This window comes from Micromonospora noduli, from assembly GCF_003264475.1.
Classification (GTDB): Bacteria; Actinomycetota; Actinomycetes; order Mycobacteriales; family Micromonosporaceae; genus Micromonospora; species Micromonospora noduli.
In genome coordinates, this window is the sequence record NZ_PYAC01000033.1 from 235771 (window position 1) to 250599 (window position 14829).

Annotated in this window: 15 protein-coding genes; 6 read left to right on the forward strand and 9 right to left on the reverse strand. The window is 71.6% G+C overall.

The features are described from left to right. Positions 1-64: 64 nt before the first annotated feature. Positions 65-982 (reverse strand): SDR family NAD(P)-dependent oxidoreductase, encoded by a 918-nt coding sequence (locus MED15_RS25685; protein WP_112698194.1) that lies wholly within the window; start codon positions 980-982, stop codon positions 65-67. 131 nt (positions 983-1113) lie between these two features. Here MED15_RS25685 and MED15_RS25690 point away from each other — a divergent pair, with 131 nt between their 5' ends. Further along, positions 1114-1935 (forward strand): helix-turn-helix transcriptional regulator, encoded by an 822-nt coding sequence (locus MED15_RS25690; RefSeq protein ID WP_112698195.1) that lies wholly within the window; start codon positions 1114-1116, stop codon positions 1933-1935. 25 nt (positions 1936-1960) lie between these two features. Here MED15_RS25690 and MED15_RS25695 read toward each other — a convergent pair whose 3' ends face one another. From MED15_RS25695 to MED15_RS25705, 3 genes are all read right to left on the reverse strand, one after another. Beyond that, on the reverse strand, positions 1961-2728 hold the full coding sequence (locus tag MED15_RS25695; protein ID WP_112585459.1) for a TetR/AcrR family transcriptional regulator: 768 nt from the start codon (positions 2726-2728) through the stop codon (positions 1961-1963). 74 nt (positions 2729-2802) lie between these two features. Then, a complete protein-coding gene (locus MED15_RS25700) occupies positions 2803-4434 on the reverse strand; it encodes an MFS transporter (RefSeq protein ID WP_341866360.1) in 1632 nt (543 codons plus the stop codon). Continuing rightward, the gene (locus tag MED15_RS25705) at positions 4431-5126 is read right to left on the reverse strand and encodes an SDR family NAD(P)-dependent oxidoreductase (protein ID WP_167457728.1); all 696 of its coding nucleotides are present in this window, start codon (positions 5124-5126) and stop codon (positions 4431-4433) included. Before MED15_RS25705 ends, MED15_RS25700 begins: the two co-directional genes overlap by 4 nt. 162 nt (positions 5127-5288) lie before the next feature. On the opposite strand from MED15_RS25705, the gene MED15_RS25710 reads away from it, so the two are divergent. The 4 genes from MED15_RS25710 (at position 5289) to MED15_RS25725 (ending at position 9185) form a co-directional block, all read left to right on the forward strand. Then, entirely contained in the window at positions 5289-6581 is a 1293-nt protein-coding gene (locus MED15_RS25710; protein WP_112585453.1) for a sensor histidine kinase, read from the forward strand. Next, positions 6569-7234, forward strand: coding sequence for a response regulator transcription factor (locus tag MED15_RS25715; RefSeq protein WP_112585451.1), 666 nt, complete (start codon positions 6569-6571; stop codon positions 7232-7234). The genes MED15_RS25710 and MED15_RS25715 overlap by 13 nt, the downstream gene beginning before the upstream one ends. Before the next feature lie 102 nt (positions 7235-7336). Continuing rightward, complete coding sequence (locus tag MED15_RS25720; RefSeq protein WP_112737141.1) at positions 7337-8398, forward strand: Gfo/Idh/MocA family oxidoreductase; 1062 nt, start codon at positions 7337-7339, stop codon at positions 8396-8398. Between the two features lie 238 nt (positions 8399-8636). Further along, on the forward strand, positions 8637-9185 hold the full coding sequence (locus tag MED15_RS25725; RefSeq protein WP_112698200.1) for a DUF1062 domain-containing protein: 549 nt from the start codon (positions 8637-8639) through the stop codon (positions 9183-9185). A gap of 164 nt (positions 9186-9349) precedes the next feature. Here the strand turns inward: MED15_RS25725 and MED15_RS33635 are convergent, their stop codons facing one another. The 3 genes from MED15_RS33635 to MED15_RS25735 all read right to left on the reverse strand — a co-directional run bounded on the left by MED15_RS33635 (position 9350) and on the right by MED15_RS25735 (position 11486). Next, complete coding sequence (locus tag MED15_RS33635) at positions 9350-9508, reverse strand: hypothetical protein (RefSeq protein WP_167457729.1); 159 nt, start codon at positions 9506-9508, stop codon at positions 9350-9352. A gap of 384 nt (positions 9509-9892) precedes the next feature. Next, complete coding sequence (locus MED15_RS25730) at positions 9893-10114, reverse strand: hypothetical protein (protein WP_030335934.1); 222 nt, start codon at positions 10112-10114, stop codon at positions 9893-9895. 277 nt (positions 10115-10391) lie between these two features. Next, positions 10392-11486 carry a PIN domain-containing protein gene (locus MED15_RS25735; protein WP_112585445.1) on the reverse strand — a complete coding sequence of 365 codons (1095 nt, stop codon included), beginning with the start codon at positions 11484-11486 and terminating at the stop codon, positions 10392-10394. Between the two features lie 219 nt (positions 11487-11705). On the opposite strand from MED15_RS25735, the gene MED15_RS25740 reads away from it, so the two are divergent. Then, entirely contained in the window at positions 11706-13742 is a 2037-nt protein-coding gene (locus MED15_RS25740; protein WP_112737143.1) for a glycosyl hydrolase family 28-related protein, read from the forward strand. A 41-nt stretch (positions 13743-13783) separates the two neighbouring features. Here the strand turns inward: MED15_RS25740 and MED15_RS25745 are convergent, their stop codons facing one another. Both MED15_RS25745 and MED15_RS25750 read right to left on the reverse strand, forming a co-directional pair. Continuing rightward, the gene (locus tag MED15_RS25745; protein WP_244220584.1) at positions 13784-14242 is read right to left on the reverse strand and encodes an MmcQ/YjbR family DNA-binding protein; all 459 of its coding nucleotides are present in this window, start codon (positions 14240-14242) and stop codon (positions 13784-13786) included. Beyond that, positions 14191-14820 (reverse strand): CG0192-related protein, encoded by a 630-nt coding sequence (locus tag MED15_RS25750; RefSeq protein WP_112737145.1) that lies wholly within the window; start codon positions 14818-14820, stop codon positions 14191-14193. Before MED15_RS25750 ends, MED15_RS25745 begins: the two co-directional genes overlap by 52 nt. Positions 14821-14829: the final 9 nt, after the last annotated feature.

Below are 14829 nucleotides of genomic sequence, written 5' to 3' on the forward strand. Positions count from 1 at the left end.
GCCGGGCCCGGGTCGGTTCCGCCGAGCCGGGCCGTCGTGGTCGGCGGCAGCCGGTGACGCCGCGCTAGGAGATCAGGTCGGATGCCACGGCCCAGAGCCGCTCGGCGTTGCCCGGGTCGACCGCGTACGCGGCCACGCCGCTGTAGTCGGCGGGCCGATCGGTGACGACCGGGGCCTCGGCGCAGTCCTCGAAGTAGCGGCCGCCAATGCCGTCCAGCAACGGGGAGGCCGCGAGCAGCACCGAGGTCGCCGCACCCTGTTGCGGGGTCTTGTGCATCTCCTTGGGCGACTTGAGCCCACCGGTGTGCTTCTGCAACCCGGTGGCGATCGCGCCCGGGTTCAGCGCGTTGGAGTAGATCCCCTCGTCGGCCCAGCGGCGGGTGGCTTCCACGGCGAGCAGGGCCTCGGCGCTCTTGGACTGACCGTAGGCCAGCAGCGGGTCGTAGGGCCGGAACGCGAAGTGCAGGTCATCGAAGATCACCGGGGAGAAGAGGTTGCCGCTGGAGCTGACCGACACCACCCGGGCACCGTCGGCTGCGGCGAGGGCGTTGTGCAGGCCGACGGTCAACGCGAAGTGCCCCATGAAGTTGGTGGCGAACTGCATCTCCCAGCCCTCGGCGGTGCGCTCCAGCTCGGGCAGCGCCATGATGCCCGCGTTGTTGACGAGGATGTGCAGCGGCTGGTCCCAGCCGGCGACGAACTGGCGTACCGAGGTCTGGTCGGCCAGGTCCAGCGCGCGGACGGTGACCCGCTCCGCGCCGATGCTGGCCGCGATGTCGGCGGCGGCCTGCTCACCCGCCGCGACCCGGCGGACCCCGAGCACGACCTCGGCGCCGGCAGCGGCGAGCGAACGGGCCGTCTCGATGCCGATACCGGCGGCGCCGCCGGTGATGATGGCCCGCTTGCCGCTCAGGTCCACCCCGGCGATGACCTCGTCGGCGGTCGAGGCGAAACCGAAGGGGGTCGTGATGCGCTCTGTCATTGCTGTCCCGTCTCTCGATCACCCTTACTCCGACACTGTCACCCCGGTGGCAGGCGTTAGCCGGTTCCCTGCTTTTCCTGGTAGTGGCAGGACCAGGCTGGGCGGTCGGTGGCGGCTCCTACGATGGGCGGGTGAGCACGGCCGGCCCGCTGGGCGAATACCTGCGTGCCCGGCGCGAGCTGATCGGGCCGGGTGACGTCGGCCTGCCCGCGCACGGCCGTCGGCGGGTGCCCGGCCTGCGGCGCGAGGAGGCGGCCCTGCTCGCCGGCATCAGCGCCGACTACTACCTGCGGTTGGAGCAGGGGCGTGACCGGCACCCGTCGACGCAGGTGGTCGAGGCGCTGGCCCGCGCGCTGAGGCTGGACGCGGACGCCGCGGCGCACCTGCACGGCCTGGCCCGGCCGGTGCCGGCCCGGCGGACGGCGCGACCCTCGGAGCGGGTGCCGGTGGGCATCCGGCAGTTGGTCGGTTCGTGGGCCGAGACGCCGGCCTTCGTGCACGGTCGACACCTGGACGTGCTCTTCGCCAACCCCGCCGCGACCGCGCTGGCGCCGATCTTCACCGCTGGGGTGAACCTGCTGCGCGCGGTCTTCCTCGACCAGAGCGTGCCGGCGCTCTACCCGGCTCTGACGGGGGTCGCGGCCAACGCGGTGGCCGGCCTGCGCGCACAGGTCGGCCCCGAGGTGGACGACCCCCGCCTCATCGAGCTGGTGGAGGAGCTGACGGCCGGCAGCGAGCGGTTTCGGCGTTTGTGGGCCCGTCACGACGTCACGGCCCGCGCGGGCGGCGGGGTGCGGGTGTTCCAGCACCCGGAGCTGGGCGAGTTGGCGCTGCGCTACGAGAAGCTCGCGATCAGCGGCACCACCCAGTCGCTGGTCGTCTATCACGCCGAGCCGGGCAGCCCGTCGGCGCGCTCGCTGGCCCGGCTGGCTCGACGGGCGGCACCGCGCTAGCGTCGCCGTCCCCGAAGCGGGCCCGCTATCGGTTGGCCGCCCGCTCGGCGACCACCACCGAGATCCCGTCGAGGACGCGTTGCAGACCGAACTCGAACGCGTACTCCGGGCCGTACGCGGCGCCGTGCTGCTGGCCGGCGGCGGTGCCGACCCGGGACGCGGTCGGGTAGGCGCCGGGCTTCAGGAAGGTCTCCAGCCAGGGCGCGTGCGACTGCCACCACTGACCGTCGGTCATGCCGGTCTCGCGCTCCAGGTCGACCACCTCGGAGGCGGCCCGGGCGGCGCTCTTCACGTGACCCAGCACGAGGGTGAGCACCGCGTCGACCTCGACGTCGGTGAGCCCGATGTCGACGATCGCGCCGAGCTCGTAGTCGTACTTGGCCATCAGGTGCGGACCGAGCACCGGTCGGGTCGTCTCGGCCCGCAGCATCCACGGATGCCGTTGGTAGAGCGCCAGATTGTCGCGGGCGATCCGTTCCAGCCTGGTCCGCCAGTCGCCCTCGACGACAGGGCGCGGCATCTCGCCGTACGCAGTGTCGATCATGACGGCGACGAGTTCGGCCTTGCCCGGCACGTAGGTGTAGACCGACATCGTGCCGACCCCCAGCGCCTCACCGACCCGGCGCATGGTCAGCGCGTCGAGCCCCTCGGCGTCGGCGATGTCCATCGCGACCCGGACGATCCGGTCGACGCTGAGCGCTGGACCGGCGCTGCGGCTGGTCGGCTCGCGGGTGCGCCAGAGAAGGGCCAGGCTGCGGGCCGGGTCCGCGGTCGCCTTGCGCTCACTCGCCATGGTGCGGCCATCCTAACAACGAGGCCGTACGCCGTACGACCGCGCCGGCCTGCTCTCGCTCGCCCCGTACGCCGTCAGAGCGCCTCGCGGTCGTCGGACAGCGTCGGACCGGCGGCGGCGGGCACCAGGTGTCGGACCTCCGGCTCCCCGTCGGTCAGCTCCCGGGCCCGTTGCTCGGCCGCGCGGTCCTCACCGGTCAACCGGCCACCGTGCTGGCGCAGGTGCTCGTCCCAGGACGGCACCAGATACACCTCGACGAACCGGTCCGCCGTCTCGGCCGGGCGGAACAGCCCCCAGCGCATCGCGCCGGTCCGCTGCCGCGCGCCACGCACCAGGTCCATCGCCGCCAGGAACCGTTGGGTCCGCTCCGGCCGGACGGTGTACTGCACCGTCACCAGCACCGGCCCCACCCCCGGGTCCGGCTCGTGCGCCAGGTGCAGCTGCGGCCAGTAGGCCGCCGGTTCCCGGTCCACCGACCGCAGGTCCGGCAGCGGCCAGATCCGACTCGTCACGGTGCCGACCAGCATCAGCGCCGCCGCCGCCAGGTACGCGAGGACCAGCCCGGCCATGTCGGCCACCAACCCCCAGAGCAGCGCGCCGACCGCCTGCCCACCGGCGAAGCACACCTGGTAGACGGCCAGGCCCCGGGCTCGTACCCAGCTGGGCAGGAAGAGCTGCATCTCGGCGTTGACGTTGGCCAGCACCGTCACCCAGGCCATCCCGGCGGGCAGCAGGGCGAGCAGTACCAGCGGCACCGCCCGCACGGTGCCGACCACTGTCAGCGCCACTGTGAACAGCGCCCCGGCGATCAGCAGCAACTGGTTCGCCGACAGTCGCGTGCGGATCACGGCCAGCAGCACGCCACCCGCGATGGCGCCCACGCCGAGGGCGGCCAGCAGCACCCCGTACCCGCCGGAGCCCAGCCCCAGCCGCCGACTCGCCACCAACGGCAGCAGCGCCCAGAGCGCGCTGGCCGGGACCACGAAGACCAGCGCCCGGCGCAACAGCCGGCGGACGGTCGGCGAGTGGCGTACGTAGCGGCTACCGGCCCGCAGCGCGGCGGTGAACCGCTCGGGCACGTCGACCGCGCGGGCGTTACCGGGCCGCCAGCGCCACAGCGCGTACGCGAAGATCGCGAATGCGACCGCGTTGATGCCGAAGACCGGGGCGACGCCGGTACGGGCGATCAGCACGCCGGCCACCGCGGGCCCGAGCGCCCTCGCGACGTTCACGCTTATCGAACCGAGCGCGGACGCCGACCGCAGTTGGTCCTGCGGCACAAGCTCCGGAATCACCGCCGCCCAGGCCGGCAGGGTCAGCGCCTGTCCGACCCCGAACGCGAAGGTGAGGGTCAGCAGCAGCGCCGGCGGCATCCGGCCGGCCAGGGTGAGCAGGGTCAACGCCACCGCCACCGCCACCAGGAACAGCTGCACGGCGATCAACAGGTGCCGGCGGTCGAAGCTGTCGGCCAGCACCCCGGCGGGCAACGCCAGCAGCAGGACCGGCAGCAGACTGGCGGTCTGCACCAACGCGACAAGGGTGGAGGCGTTGGAGTGGTTGATCAGCAGCCACTGCGCGCCGACGGTCTGCATCCAGGTGCCGATGTTGGCGGCGAGCAGGGCCAGCCACAGGTTGCGGTAGACCGCCGTACGCAGCGGCGCCCAGGCCGAGGCCGGACGGTCGGCGGGTCCGGCTGCGGCCGTCACCACCGCCCGTCCGCGCGCAACACGCGCTCACCCGAGACGTAGAGGTCGTCGGGTTCGAGCAGCAGCAACCGGACGACCTCGGTGGCGACCTGTTCGGGCATGGCGTACACCTTGTCCAGGAACTCGGCACCCACCCGTTCCTGTAGCCGCGTCGGCATCGGCCCGGGATGCAGCTGCATCACCTTGACCCGGTTGCTGTGCTGGGCCTCGGCCAGCGAATCGACCAGGCTGTTGCCGTAGCTCTTGGTGGCCCGGTAGACGGGGATGCCGGGCCGGGGCGCCGCCAGCGCCAGCGCGCCGATGTAGACGACGTTGCCGTGGCCCTGTCGGTGCAGGTGCCGCACCGCCTCCCGCAGCAGGTACGTGATGCCCAGAACGTTGACCTCCACGGCCCGGCGAATGTGTTCCACCGACAGGTCCCCCAGGTCGCCGCCCGCCCACATGGAGGCGCAGGCCGCCACCCCGTCGATAGTGCCGTAGCGCTCGACCACCTCGGCGAGCCCGTCGCGGACCTGCTCGTAGGAGGAGACGTCGCAGACGACGCCGTCGCAACCCAGCTCGCCGGTCGCGGCGGCGACCTCGGCCGGCACGTCGCCGAACACCACGACCTGATGCTCGTCGACGAGCAGTCGGGCCACCGCGAGGCCGAGACCGCTGGTCCCGCCGACCACCACGAAGGTTCTGGCACCCATGTCTCTCCAGCCGTCGCCGGCACAGGTCACGCGGGCCGCGCGACGGCGCGTTCTTCCCGTTTCCGGACCCCGCACACCCGTTCGCCGGTAGTGCTGGGCATACCCCGAAGAGTGGATCTGGACGGCTGGGGCACCCATTCGCTCCCGATTAGCGTCTGCTGCATGACCACGGAACACAGTTCGCACCTGGCCGAGGCGCTACGCCGCCGCCGCTGGCTGATCTCCGCGTGGCCCTGGCGCGCGCTGGCCTACCTGGTGACCACCGTGCCGATCGCCGGCGTGCTCGGCGTCGGGCTGCTCGTCATCGGCGCCCCCCTGCTGGCCGCCGCCAACGGGCTCCGACAGCACGGCCGACCGCCGAGCATCGCGCTGATGCTGTTCCTGGCGACCGGCAGCCTCACCCTGTTGGCGTTGGCCCCGCTCGTGAGCTTCCCGGTGGCCGTCGTCGAGCGGTGGCGGGTCGGGCTCGTCGACGGTCGTCCGCTGGCCTCGTCGCCGTGGCCGGGACTGGTCGCCCGCTACCGCAGCGCCGCGACCTGGCGGGAGGTGGCGTACCTGTTCTGGCTGGGCGGGTTCACGCCGGTCGCGTACTGGGTGTTCCTGGTGCTGGTACTGCTCGACCTCGGAATGATCTCCAGCCCCTGGCTGGCCGGCGACGCCAACCAGCCGGTGGTGATCTGGCAGCCGATCGACAGCACCGGCGAAGCCATTCCGTACGCGATCGTCGGGGTGCTGCTGATCCCGGTGCTCTGGTACGCCATCGGTCTGCTCGCCGCCGTCCAGGCAGCCGTGGCCCGGTGGTTGCTGGCCCACCCGGTGGACGCGGCGGCGCTGCGCGAGGTCACCCGTTCCCGCACCCGACTGGTCGGCGCGTACGAGGCCGAACGCCGTCGCATCGAGCGCGACCTGCACGACGGCGCACAGCCCCGGCTCACCAGCCTCACCCTCCAGCTGGGGCTGGCCCGGCTGGACGTACCCGAGGACTCCCCCGCCTCCCGACCACTCGCCGTGGCGCACGACCAGGCCCGGGGCCTGATGGTGATGCTGCGGCAGTTGGTGCACGGCATCCGCCCGCAGAGCCTCACCGACCTCGGCCTGGCCGGCGCCGTACGCGAGCTGGCCGACGCCGCCACCATCCCGGTCGCCGTGCACGCCGACCTGCACGACGAACTGCCGGAGATCGTGGAGACCACCGCCTACTTCGTGGTCTCCGAGGCGCTGGGCAACGTGGCCCGGCACGCCCAGGCGACCCGCGCCGACGTACGCCTCACCCGCGCAGGCGGTGACCTCGTCGTCGAGGTGACCGACGACGGTCACGGCGGCGCCGACCCGGCCCGGGGCACCGGCCTGACCGGGCTCGCCGACCGGGTCGCCGCCGTGGACGGCCGGCTGCTGCTGTCCAGCCCGCCCGGCGGGCCTACAGTGGTCCGGGTGGAGCTGCCATGTCGTCGGTGACCCGGGTGGTGCTCGCCGAGGACGAGGTGCTGCTGCGGGAGGGTCTGGTCGCGCTGCTGACCCGCTTCGACTTCACGGTGTGCGCGGCCGTCGGCTCCGCACCGGACCTGCTGGCGGCGGCCCGCGACCACCAACCGGACCTGGTGCTGACCGACATCCGGATGCCGCCGGGCCGCCGCGACGACGGGCTGCGCGCGGCCGTCACGCTGCGCACCGAGCGACCTGACCTCCCGGTCGTGGTGCTCAGCCAGTACGTGCAGACCGGGTACGCGGCGGCGCTGCTGGACAGCGGCGACGGTCAACGCGTCGGCTACCTGCTCAAGGACCGGGTCGCCGAGGTCACCGAGTTCGTCGACACGCTGCGCCGGGTCGCCGGGGGCGGCACCGCCATCGACCCGGACGTGGTCCGACAACTTCTGCACCGCCCCCGCGACCCGCTCGCCGCACTGTCCGCCCGGGAACGCGAGGTGTTGGCGCTGCTCGCCGAGGGGCGGTCCAACGCGTCGATCGCCGGCCGGCTGCACGTCAGCGAGGCGGCGGTCGGCAAGCACGTCGGCAACATCCTGCTCAAGCTCGACCTGCCACCCAGCGACGACACCAACCGTCGGGTGCTCGCGGTCCTCACCTACCTGCGCGCCGACCCGGTGACCTGACCGGCGCCGGGCCGGGATCGGGCCCGACCGCCCCCGGCGTAGATTCTTCTCAGCGGTACCGACGCCAGGTCAGGGCGCGGACCAGGGAGACGGGGGCACGGCATGGCGAAGGCGCTGCGGGTTGGTCTGCTGGGGTACGGGCTGGCGGGCCGGGTGTTCCACGCCCCGCTGATCGCCGCGACCCCCGGGCTGCGGCTCGACGCCATCGTGACCCGTGATCCGCAGCGACGCGAGCAGGCCCGACAGCACTTCCCGGACGCCCGCCTGGTCGACGACGCCGACGAGCTGTGGCGTACCCCGGACGCCCTGGACCTGGTCGTGGTGGCGACGCCGAACCGGCAGCACGTGCCGATGGCGCGCGCGGCGCTCGCCGCCGGCCTGCCGGTCGTCGTCGACAAGCCCCTCTCCCCGACCACCGCGGAGGGCCGCGTGCTGATCGACGAGGCGACTGAGCGTGGGGTGCCGCTGACGGTCTTTCAGAACCGGCGCTGGGACGGCGACTTCCTGACCGTCCGCCGCCTGGTCGAGCAGGGCGAGTTGGGGCAGGTGCTGCGCTTCGAGTCCCGGTTCGAGCGGTTCCGTCCGACGATCAAGCCGGGCTGGCGGGAGCTCGCCGGTCCGGAGGAGGCCGGCGGCGCCCTCTTCGACCTCGGCGCCCACCTCGTCGACCAGGCGGTGCAGCTGTTCGGCAGTGTCGACCGGGTCTACGCGGAGGTGGACCGTCGCCGCGCGGGGGCGGCCGTCGACGACGACGCCTTCGTGGCGTTGACCCACGCCAACGGGGTCCACTCGCACCTGTGGATGGGTGCGGTGACCGCTCAACTCGGGCCACGCCTGCGGGTGTTGGGCGATCGGGCCGGCTACACCAGCTATGGGCTGGACGTGCAGGAGGCGGCGCTGCACGACGGTGGCCGACCGGACCAGCCGGGCTGGGGCGAGGTCCCGTCGGACCGCTACGGCCTGCTCGGCGTCGACGGTGACCTGCGGCCGGTGCCGACCGAACCCGGCGCGTACCAGAGCTTCTACGCCCAGGTGGCGGCTGCGCTGCGCGACGGCACGCCGATGCCGGTGGACCCCCGGGACTCCGTCCACACTGTCGAGTTGATCGAGCTGGCCCACCGGTCGGCGGCCGAGGGCGTGGTCCTGCCGGTCCCGACCGCCTGACCGGGGCGGACCCCCGACCGCTCGACACCTCCCGCCACCCGGGCTCCTGACGCGTACGCGAAAACCAGTGGAGCGGCGCCGCCGTGCGCCGTTACCGTGCTGCGCAACCAGGTCGTCTAGGCAAGGACGTGCCGTTGTACACCCTGTGAGACCTCCCGAGAGCTGATCTGTCGCGCGTCGCGCAGTTGCGCCGCGCTCCTTTTTGCTGCGGACTTCTCACTGAGACCGGTGTACTTCTGTGCTCAAAAATTGGGCCGTCGTGCCCACCTGCCTGCCCATCGTTCGCCGCCGTTGCCACGCGTGCGCGTCCCAACGCCTCCGGGCGAGCGGCAAGTTCCGGGTCAACGCCAACCACAAGCTCCTCGACGTCTGGCTGCTCGCGCTCTGCACCGCTTGCGGGGAGACGGCCAAGCTCACCGTCCTGGAACGGATGACGGTGCGCTCCATCCCACCCGAACTGCTGGACCGGCTCCATGCCAACGACCCCGGCCTGACCGCTGAACTGCTTCAGGATCCGGCCGTCCAGCACCAAAACCGATTCGCCCTGGACTGGACCGACGCCTGGCGTCTCGACACCGGTGGATCTGATCACCTGGACCTCGACGTGATCGACGTCGCGGTCCGCAACGCGGCACGGATCCCGGTCCGGCCGACCCGACTGATCGCAGAGGGTTGCGGTGTGTCGCGGGGCGAGGTCGACCGACTGATCGCGGAGGGGAAGATCGTTTCGGCGTTCCGGTTGAGCGGCAAGCTCTCCGGGGACTTCACCTTCACGCTGAAGCGCTGACCCCCGCCATCGGGGCCCGCCCGGCGTCCGGCCGGACAGGCCCCGATGGCAGCGGCATGGTTGGCCAGCACTTTGATCGACTCGGTTTCCGTGAAAGCGGGGGGTTGGACCGCCTCCAACACCGCAATTTCACGGAAACCGAGTCGATCATGATTTCGGTAGCCTCAGTCGGCGTTCTTCTCGGAGCGAGCGTCGTCCGGCGCGCGGGCGTCGTCGTCGGTGAGCGCGTCGTCCGACGTCTTGGGCAGGTTGGCGAGCCGACGCTCGGCCTCCCGGGCCTCATCGTCGATCCTGGGGTTCTCCTCGTCGGGACCGTGCGACATGGGGACCTCCATCGGGCGCGACAGGCAGACCCACGTGTACCCGACCTGAGGGCGGAGACACGGAGGGAGCCACGATCCCTTGGTCAGATACGGCCGAACGGGTGCTGGGTACGCACTGGAGTCGGGCTCTTGAGAGGCCGTGGCGAACTGGCGGCTGCCTCGAGTGCCAAGCACGCGACGACTGCCCGCGACTGGATTCGGCATTGGCGCCTCTGGCAGACGTTGCTTCCGTCATGCTTCAGAGGGCGGTGACCTGTGCGTTGGAGGTAGTCGGCGGCTGTACCGCTGAGCGCTTTCGGCGGACCAACGTACCGAGCGCCGGGCCGGTCGGCGGGCGCGCCGGGCTGGAGCCCGGGAGCGTTGCCGACCCGGCCCGGTGCCGGATCAGCGCTGCTTTAGCTCGCGCCAGGATGGGTGGGTGCCGCGCCAGGCGTCGGCGAGGATGGCCGCCGAGGCCCGGCTTGGGCACTGCTGCACCCGCTCACGACCCGACGCCCCACCGATCTGGGCGCGGACCTCCCAACCCTGCCCGTCAGTACGGATGTACACGTCCCGGCGCCCGCGCGGGGTCGTGTCTCCGTTCCACCAGTGCTCCTCCACCTTCATTCGCCGACCGTATAGCAATTCCCGCGCCGAGGGTACGGCGCAGGTATGCCCGGACCGGGGCAAGGGCGACAATCCAGGCGCATTTCGGGCCAACCGTTGACGGTTCGAAACCATAACGGGCGGTTCTCCCGCTCCTGACTTGCGAATCAGGAACCCCGCCCCACTCTGCACCCTCCCCGCAACTCCAACCCCCAGCCGATGTTGATCAAGAGGTTCGCGTCACGAATCGCGTTCCCGGTGACGCAAACCTCTTGATCAACACGAGAAGGGTTGGGGGTCAGGTTTGGGTTGTCAGGAGGTAGTCGTCGGCTTCGGGGCTCCAGCGCAGGTCCAGTACGCCTGCGGTGGCGGCGGCCTTGCAGAACTGCAGGAAGCTGCGGTAGCCGAGCTTCTTTTCGCTGAAGTCGGGGCGGGCCCGGCGTACCTGGTTCTTCAACCCGGACAACGCCACCGGGTTCCCGCCACTACCAAGGTCCGCCACGACGCCCCGGAGTAGGCCGAACGCCACCTCGCGGTCGCCGTGCTCGGGCAGCGAGACCTCGGGGTCACCCTTCGCCGGCCCCTCGCCCAGCTCGATCACGTTGCGCTCGGCGAGGTGGCGCAGCAGTTCGCCGAAGGTACGGAAGCCGTAGTCGGACTCGCTGAAGGTGGGGTCCTTGCGCAGCAGGGTGCGCTTGAGCCGGGAGGCGGTGACCTCACCGTTGGCACTGCCCTGCAACCCGGCGACCGACTGGGCGACGAGCACGGCGAGGGCGTCCACGTCGCGGCCGGGCTCCTCCCCCGCCGGCCGACGGTCCACCTCCGGCTCGTGCTCCCGCTCCGGCTCGGGTGGGCGTTGCTCCGCGCCGGCCTGCCGGGTGGTGGGACGAGCGCGCCGGCCACGGGCCGGCGGGATGTCCACGCCCTCCAAGCGGTCGTAGTACAGGAACTCGTCGCACGCCGGGGGAAGCAGCCCCGAGGTGGACCCCTCGACCCCGACGCCGATGACCCGCTTGTTCAGCTCGCGCAGCTTGTGCACCAGCGGGGTGAAGTCGCTGTCACCACTACAGATCACGAAGGTGGAGATGTAGTCGCGTTCGAACGCCAACTCGATCGCGTCGACTGCCATCTTGATGTCCGCGGCATTCTTACGGGACGCGCCCATCCGCTGTGGAATCTCGATCAGCTCGACGTGGGAGCGGGTGAGCATGCGGCGGTCCTCGTCGAAGTAGGACCAGTCGGCGTACGCCCGGCGGACCACCACCCGACCTCGTTCGGCCAGCGCGTCGGCGATGGGCCGGAAGTCGAAGGCCGCGCCGCCGCGATGGTCGCGCGCGCCCAACGCGAGGTTCTCGTAGTCGAGGAAGAGGGCAATCCGGTCTTCTTGATCCACGCGGATCAGCCTACGCCGGGCGTGAGCTGGTCGGGGCGGGCGACGCGCGACACCTCAACTCGACGACCGTCCATTTCTTGCGGCCTGAAAGTCGTTTATTTTCGTTGTTCGATAGGTGTCTTGCAGTGCCCTGTCCGGTGCTGCATCATGACGATCAATGTCGGGCGTCGGGGGAACGCCGGGCGGACCTCCACCACCACCCACCCAGGAGGGTCACCGATGTTTCGCAGCCTCACGCCGGCGCGGGGACGCCCCGGCCGGCCCAGCGGCACCGCCGTCGCGCTCGCGGCCGGTCTCGCCGTGCTGGTCGCCGGGCCCACCGCGGCCGCCGCCAGTCCACCCGCGTCCGCCGACGCGCAGCCGGTGGTCACCCGGGCCGCCCTCGACCCGGCGCTGGTCGCCGGACGCGGCGCGGACGTCGACTTTCTCGAGCAGGAAGCGGAGAACGCCCGCACCAACGGTGAGATCATCGGGCCCGACCGGGCCGCCTACACGTTGCCCGCGGAGGCTTCCGGCCGCCGCGCGGTCCGGCTCACCCCCGGGGAGTACGTGGAGTTCGTCCTGCCCAGCGCGGCGAACGGGATCACCGTGCGGTACAGCATCCCGGACGCGCCGCAGGGTGGTGGGATCACCGCGCCGCTGCGGGTCGCCGTCAACGGCAAGCACCTGCGCACCATGACGCTCACGTCGCAGTACTCGTGGCTCTACAACCAGTACCCGTTCACCAACGACCCGCAGGCCGGGCTGCTGCACCCGGACTGGTGGATCACCGAGTGCCAGTGCGTGCCGTCGGCCACCACGCCGTACCCGAGCATCGACAAGCCGTTCCGGCCCACCCACTTCTACGACGAGCAGCGGCTGCTGCTCGGACGTACCTACCGGGCCGGCGACAAGGTCCGGCTCACCGCGCCGCCCGGTAGCGCCGCCGCCTGGACTGTCATCGACCTGCTCGACTCCGAGTTGGTAGCGCCGCCGCACGTCCGACTGCTCGCCGCGAACGTGCTCGCGTTCGGCGCCGACCCCACCGGCCGGCGGGATTCCGCCGACGCGCTGGACCGGGCCATCGCCTTCGCTCGGCGCGCCCACCTCAAGGTGTACATCCCGCCGGGCACCTACCAGGTCAACCGGCACATCATCGTCGACGACGTGACCATCGAGGGCGCCGGCAACTGGTACACCACCATCAAGGGCCGCGAGGTCGCCCTGCCAACGCCCGCGCCGGACGGGTCGGTGCACACCGGCGTCGGGTTCTACGGGCGCGACGCCGCCGACGGCGGCAGCCGTAACGTGCACCTCTCCGGCTTCGCCATCGAGGGCGACGTGCGGGAGCGCATCGACACCGACCAGGTCAACGCGATCGGTGGGGCGATGAGCGACTCCACCATCGACGGGCTCTACCTGCACCACACCAAGGCGGGCCTGTGGTTCGACGGCCCGATGCGCAACGTCCGGGTCACCAACAACATCATCGTCGACCAGATCGCCGACGCGCTCAACTTCCACACCGGCGTGACCGACTCCCTCGTGTCGCACAACTTCGTCCGCAACACCGGCGACGACGGCCTGGCGATGTGGTCGGAGAAGACGGCCAACGCACGGAACACGTTCGACCACAACACCGTGCAGTCACCGACCCTGGCCAACGGCATCGCCATCTACGGCGGCACCGACACCACGGTCTCGCACAACCTGGTCGCCGACCCGGTACGCGAGGGCAGCGGCCTGCACGCCGGGGCCCGCTTCGGCGCGGAGCCGTTCACCGGGCACCTGCGGTTCACCAACAACACCACCGCCCGCGCCGGCACGTACGAGCTGAACTGGAACATCGGGCTGGGCGCGATCTGGGTTTTCGCCCTGGATCGCAGCATCGAGACGCCCATCGAGGTGACCGGCGACGCGTACCTGGACAACACGTACAACGCGATCATGCTGGTCAGCGACTGGCCGGTTAAGGATCTCTACTCGATCTCCGATGCGCGGTTCCGGGACGTCCGGGTCGATGGCACGGGCACCTCGGTGGTCAGCGCCCGCGCGGCCGGGTCCGCCTCGTTCGCCAACGTGGACGCCCGCAACGTCGGCGCGGTCGGCGTCAACAACTGCGGATCGTTCCACTTCACCCCGGCCGGTTCGGAGTTCACACTGACCGACCTCGGCGATAACGACGGCGGGTGGCTCGCGCCGTGGCTGCTGCCCAACACCATCACCTGCGACGACCGGCCGCCCGTGTCGCCGCCCCCGCCCCCGGCGCAGTGGTGACAGCGGTGGGCGGCCCGGGAAGTCGGGCCGCCCACCGTCTGTCAACTGCCCAGCCGCTGCCGCGCCAGGAACTTCGGCACCACCATCCGCCACGCCTCGGTGACCAACTCGGTCATGTGATCGTGGTCCAGTCGCGCGGCGTGGCAGCACATCCAGTGGAAGCGCAGGTCGGCCTCTCCCGGCAGGAAGAACAGCTCCGGGTCGGTGGCGACCAGACCGGCCCGCTCCTGCTTCGGGAACGCGAAGCCCATCGTCGCCTCGTCCCGCGAGAAGGCGACGTAGACCATCGACCCCACCCGGAACTTCACCCGGTCCCGGATCAGGTGCTCGCTACTGCGCGGCAGCGTTCGGGCGAGAGCCCGCACATCGGCGACGGTGACCACGTCCCGACCGTACGGCCGTCCGGTCCTCCCGTCGACCGCGACGAGCGGGTCGGGCGACCGGGACGTCAGCGCGCCCGCACGTACGCCAGCGGCACGCTCGTCGGTTGCCCGTTCCATCTGCCGAGCAGGGTGGCCCCGGCGCTGTCGGCAGCGCCGGGACGGCGGACGACGACCAGCTCGACAGTGTCGGTGTCGATGAGTGTGCTGTCCCCATCGACCACCCGACGCACGACGCCGACCGGTGTCACGTTGGCGTCCCCGGCTCCGTCGACGACGACCGTCATGGTCGGCTCACGCAGCTCGCGCCGGCCGTCGACCTCGAAGTACTGCTCCGCCTGGCCGCTGCCCGTGAGGATGGCGTGGGCGAGCGCGGCGGCGTACACCGGGTCGACGCAGCCGTCGTACACCCAGCGCCGGCCGAGCACCGAGTGCTCGGTGGTGCCGACCAGCCAGGCGTCCGCACCGTCGAGGGGCGCGGCGCGGTAGGTGAGCGGGACATGGTGGACCGGCCCGTCCGCGGCACCGACCAGCATCGTCTCGATGCCGACCTCGCCGGCCGGGTCGTCGAAGCGGTAGGCACCCCGAATCACCATCTCGACGCCGGCCGGTCCGGCGAACCACTGTCGGTCGGGGAGCCAGGCCGTCAGCAGGTCCAGCTTCGTGGGGTGCAGGGTCGCCCTGTGCAGCAGTGCCATGATGGCAGC

What these genes read in the sequence shown, in the direction of transcription:
- MED15_RS25745 (WP_244220584.1), bottom strand. Translation starts at nt 14,242, where the DNA reads ATGGAACGGGCAACCGACGAGCGTGCCGCTGGCGTACGTGCGGGCGCG.
- MED15_RS25705 (WP_167457728.1), bottom strand. Translation starts at nt 5,126, where the DNA reads ATGGGTGCCAGAACCTTCGTGGTGGTCGGCGGGACCAGCGGTCTCGGC.
- MED15_RS25685 (WP_112698194.1), bottom strand. Translation starts at nt 982, where the DNA reads ATGACAGAGCGCATCACGACCCCCTTCGGTTTCGCCTCGACCGCCGAC.
- MED15_RS25715 (WP_112585451.1), top strand. Translation starts at nt 6,569, where the DNA reads ATGTCGTCGGTGACCCGGGTGGTGCTCGCCGAGGACGAGGTGCTGCTG.
- MED15_RS25695 (WP_112585459.1), bottom strand. Translation starts at nt 2,728, where the DNA reads ATGGCGAGTGAGCGCAAGGCGACCGCGGACCCGGCCCGCAGCCTGGCC.
- MED15_RS25730 (WP_030335934.1), bottom strand. Translation starts at nt 10,114, where the DNA reads ATGAAGGTGGAGGAGCACTGGTGGAACGGAGACACGACCCCGCGCGGG.
- MED15_RS33635 (WP_167457729.1), bottom strand. Translation starts at nt 9,508, where the DNA reads ATGTCGCACGGTCCCGACGAGGAGAACCCCAGGATCGACGATGAGGCC.
- MED15_RS25740 (WP_112737143.1), top strand. Translation starts at nt 11,706, where the DNA reads ATGTTTCGCAGCCTCACGCCGGCGCGGGGACGCCCCGGCCGGCCCAGC.
- MED15_RS25720 (WP_112737141.1), top strand. Translation starts at nt 7,337, where the DNA reads ATGGCGAAGGCGCTGCGGGTTGGTCTGCTGGGGTACGGGCTGGCGGGC.
- MED15_RS25710 (WP_112585453.1), top strand. Translation starts at nt 5,289, where the DNA reads ATGACCACGGAACACAGTTCGCACCTGGCCGAGGCGCTACGCCGCCGC.
- MED15_RS25750 (WP_112737145.1), bottom strand. Translation starts at nt 14,820, where the DNA reads ATGGCACTGCTGCACAGGGCGACCCTGCACCCCACGAAGCTGGACCTG.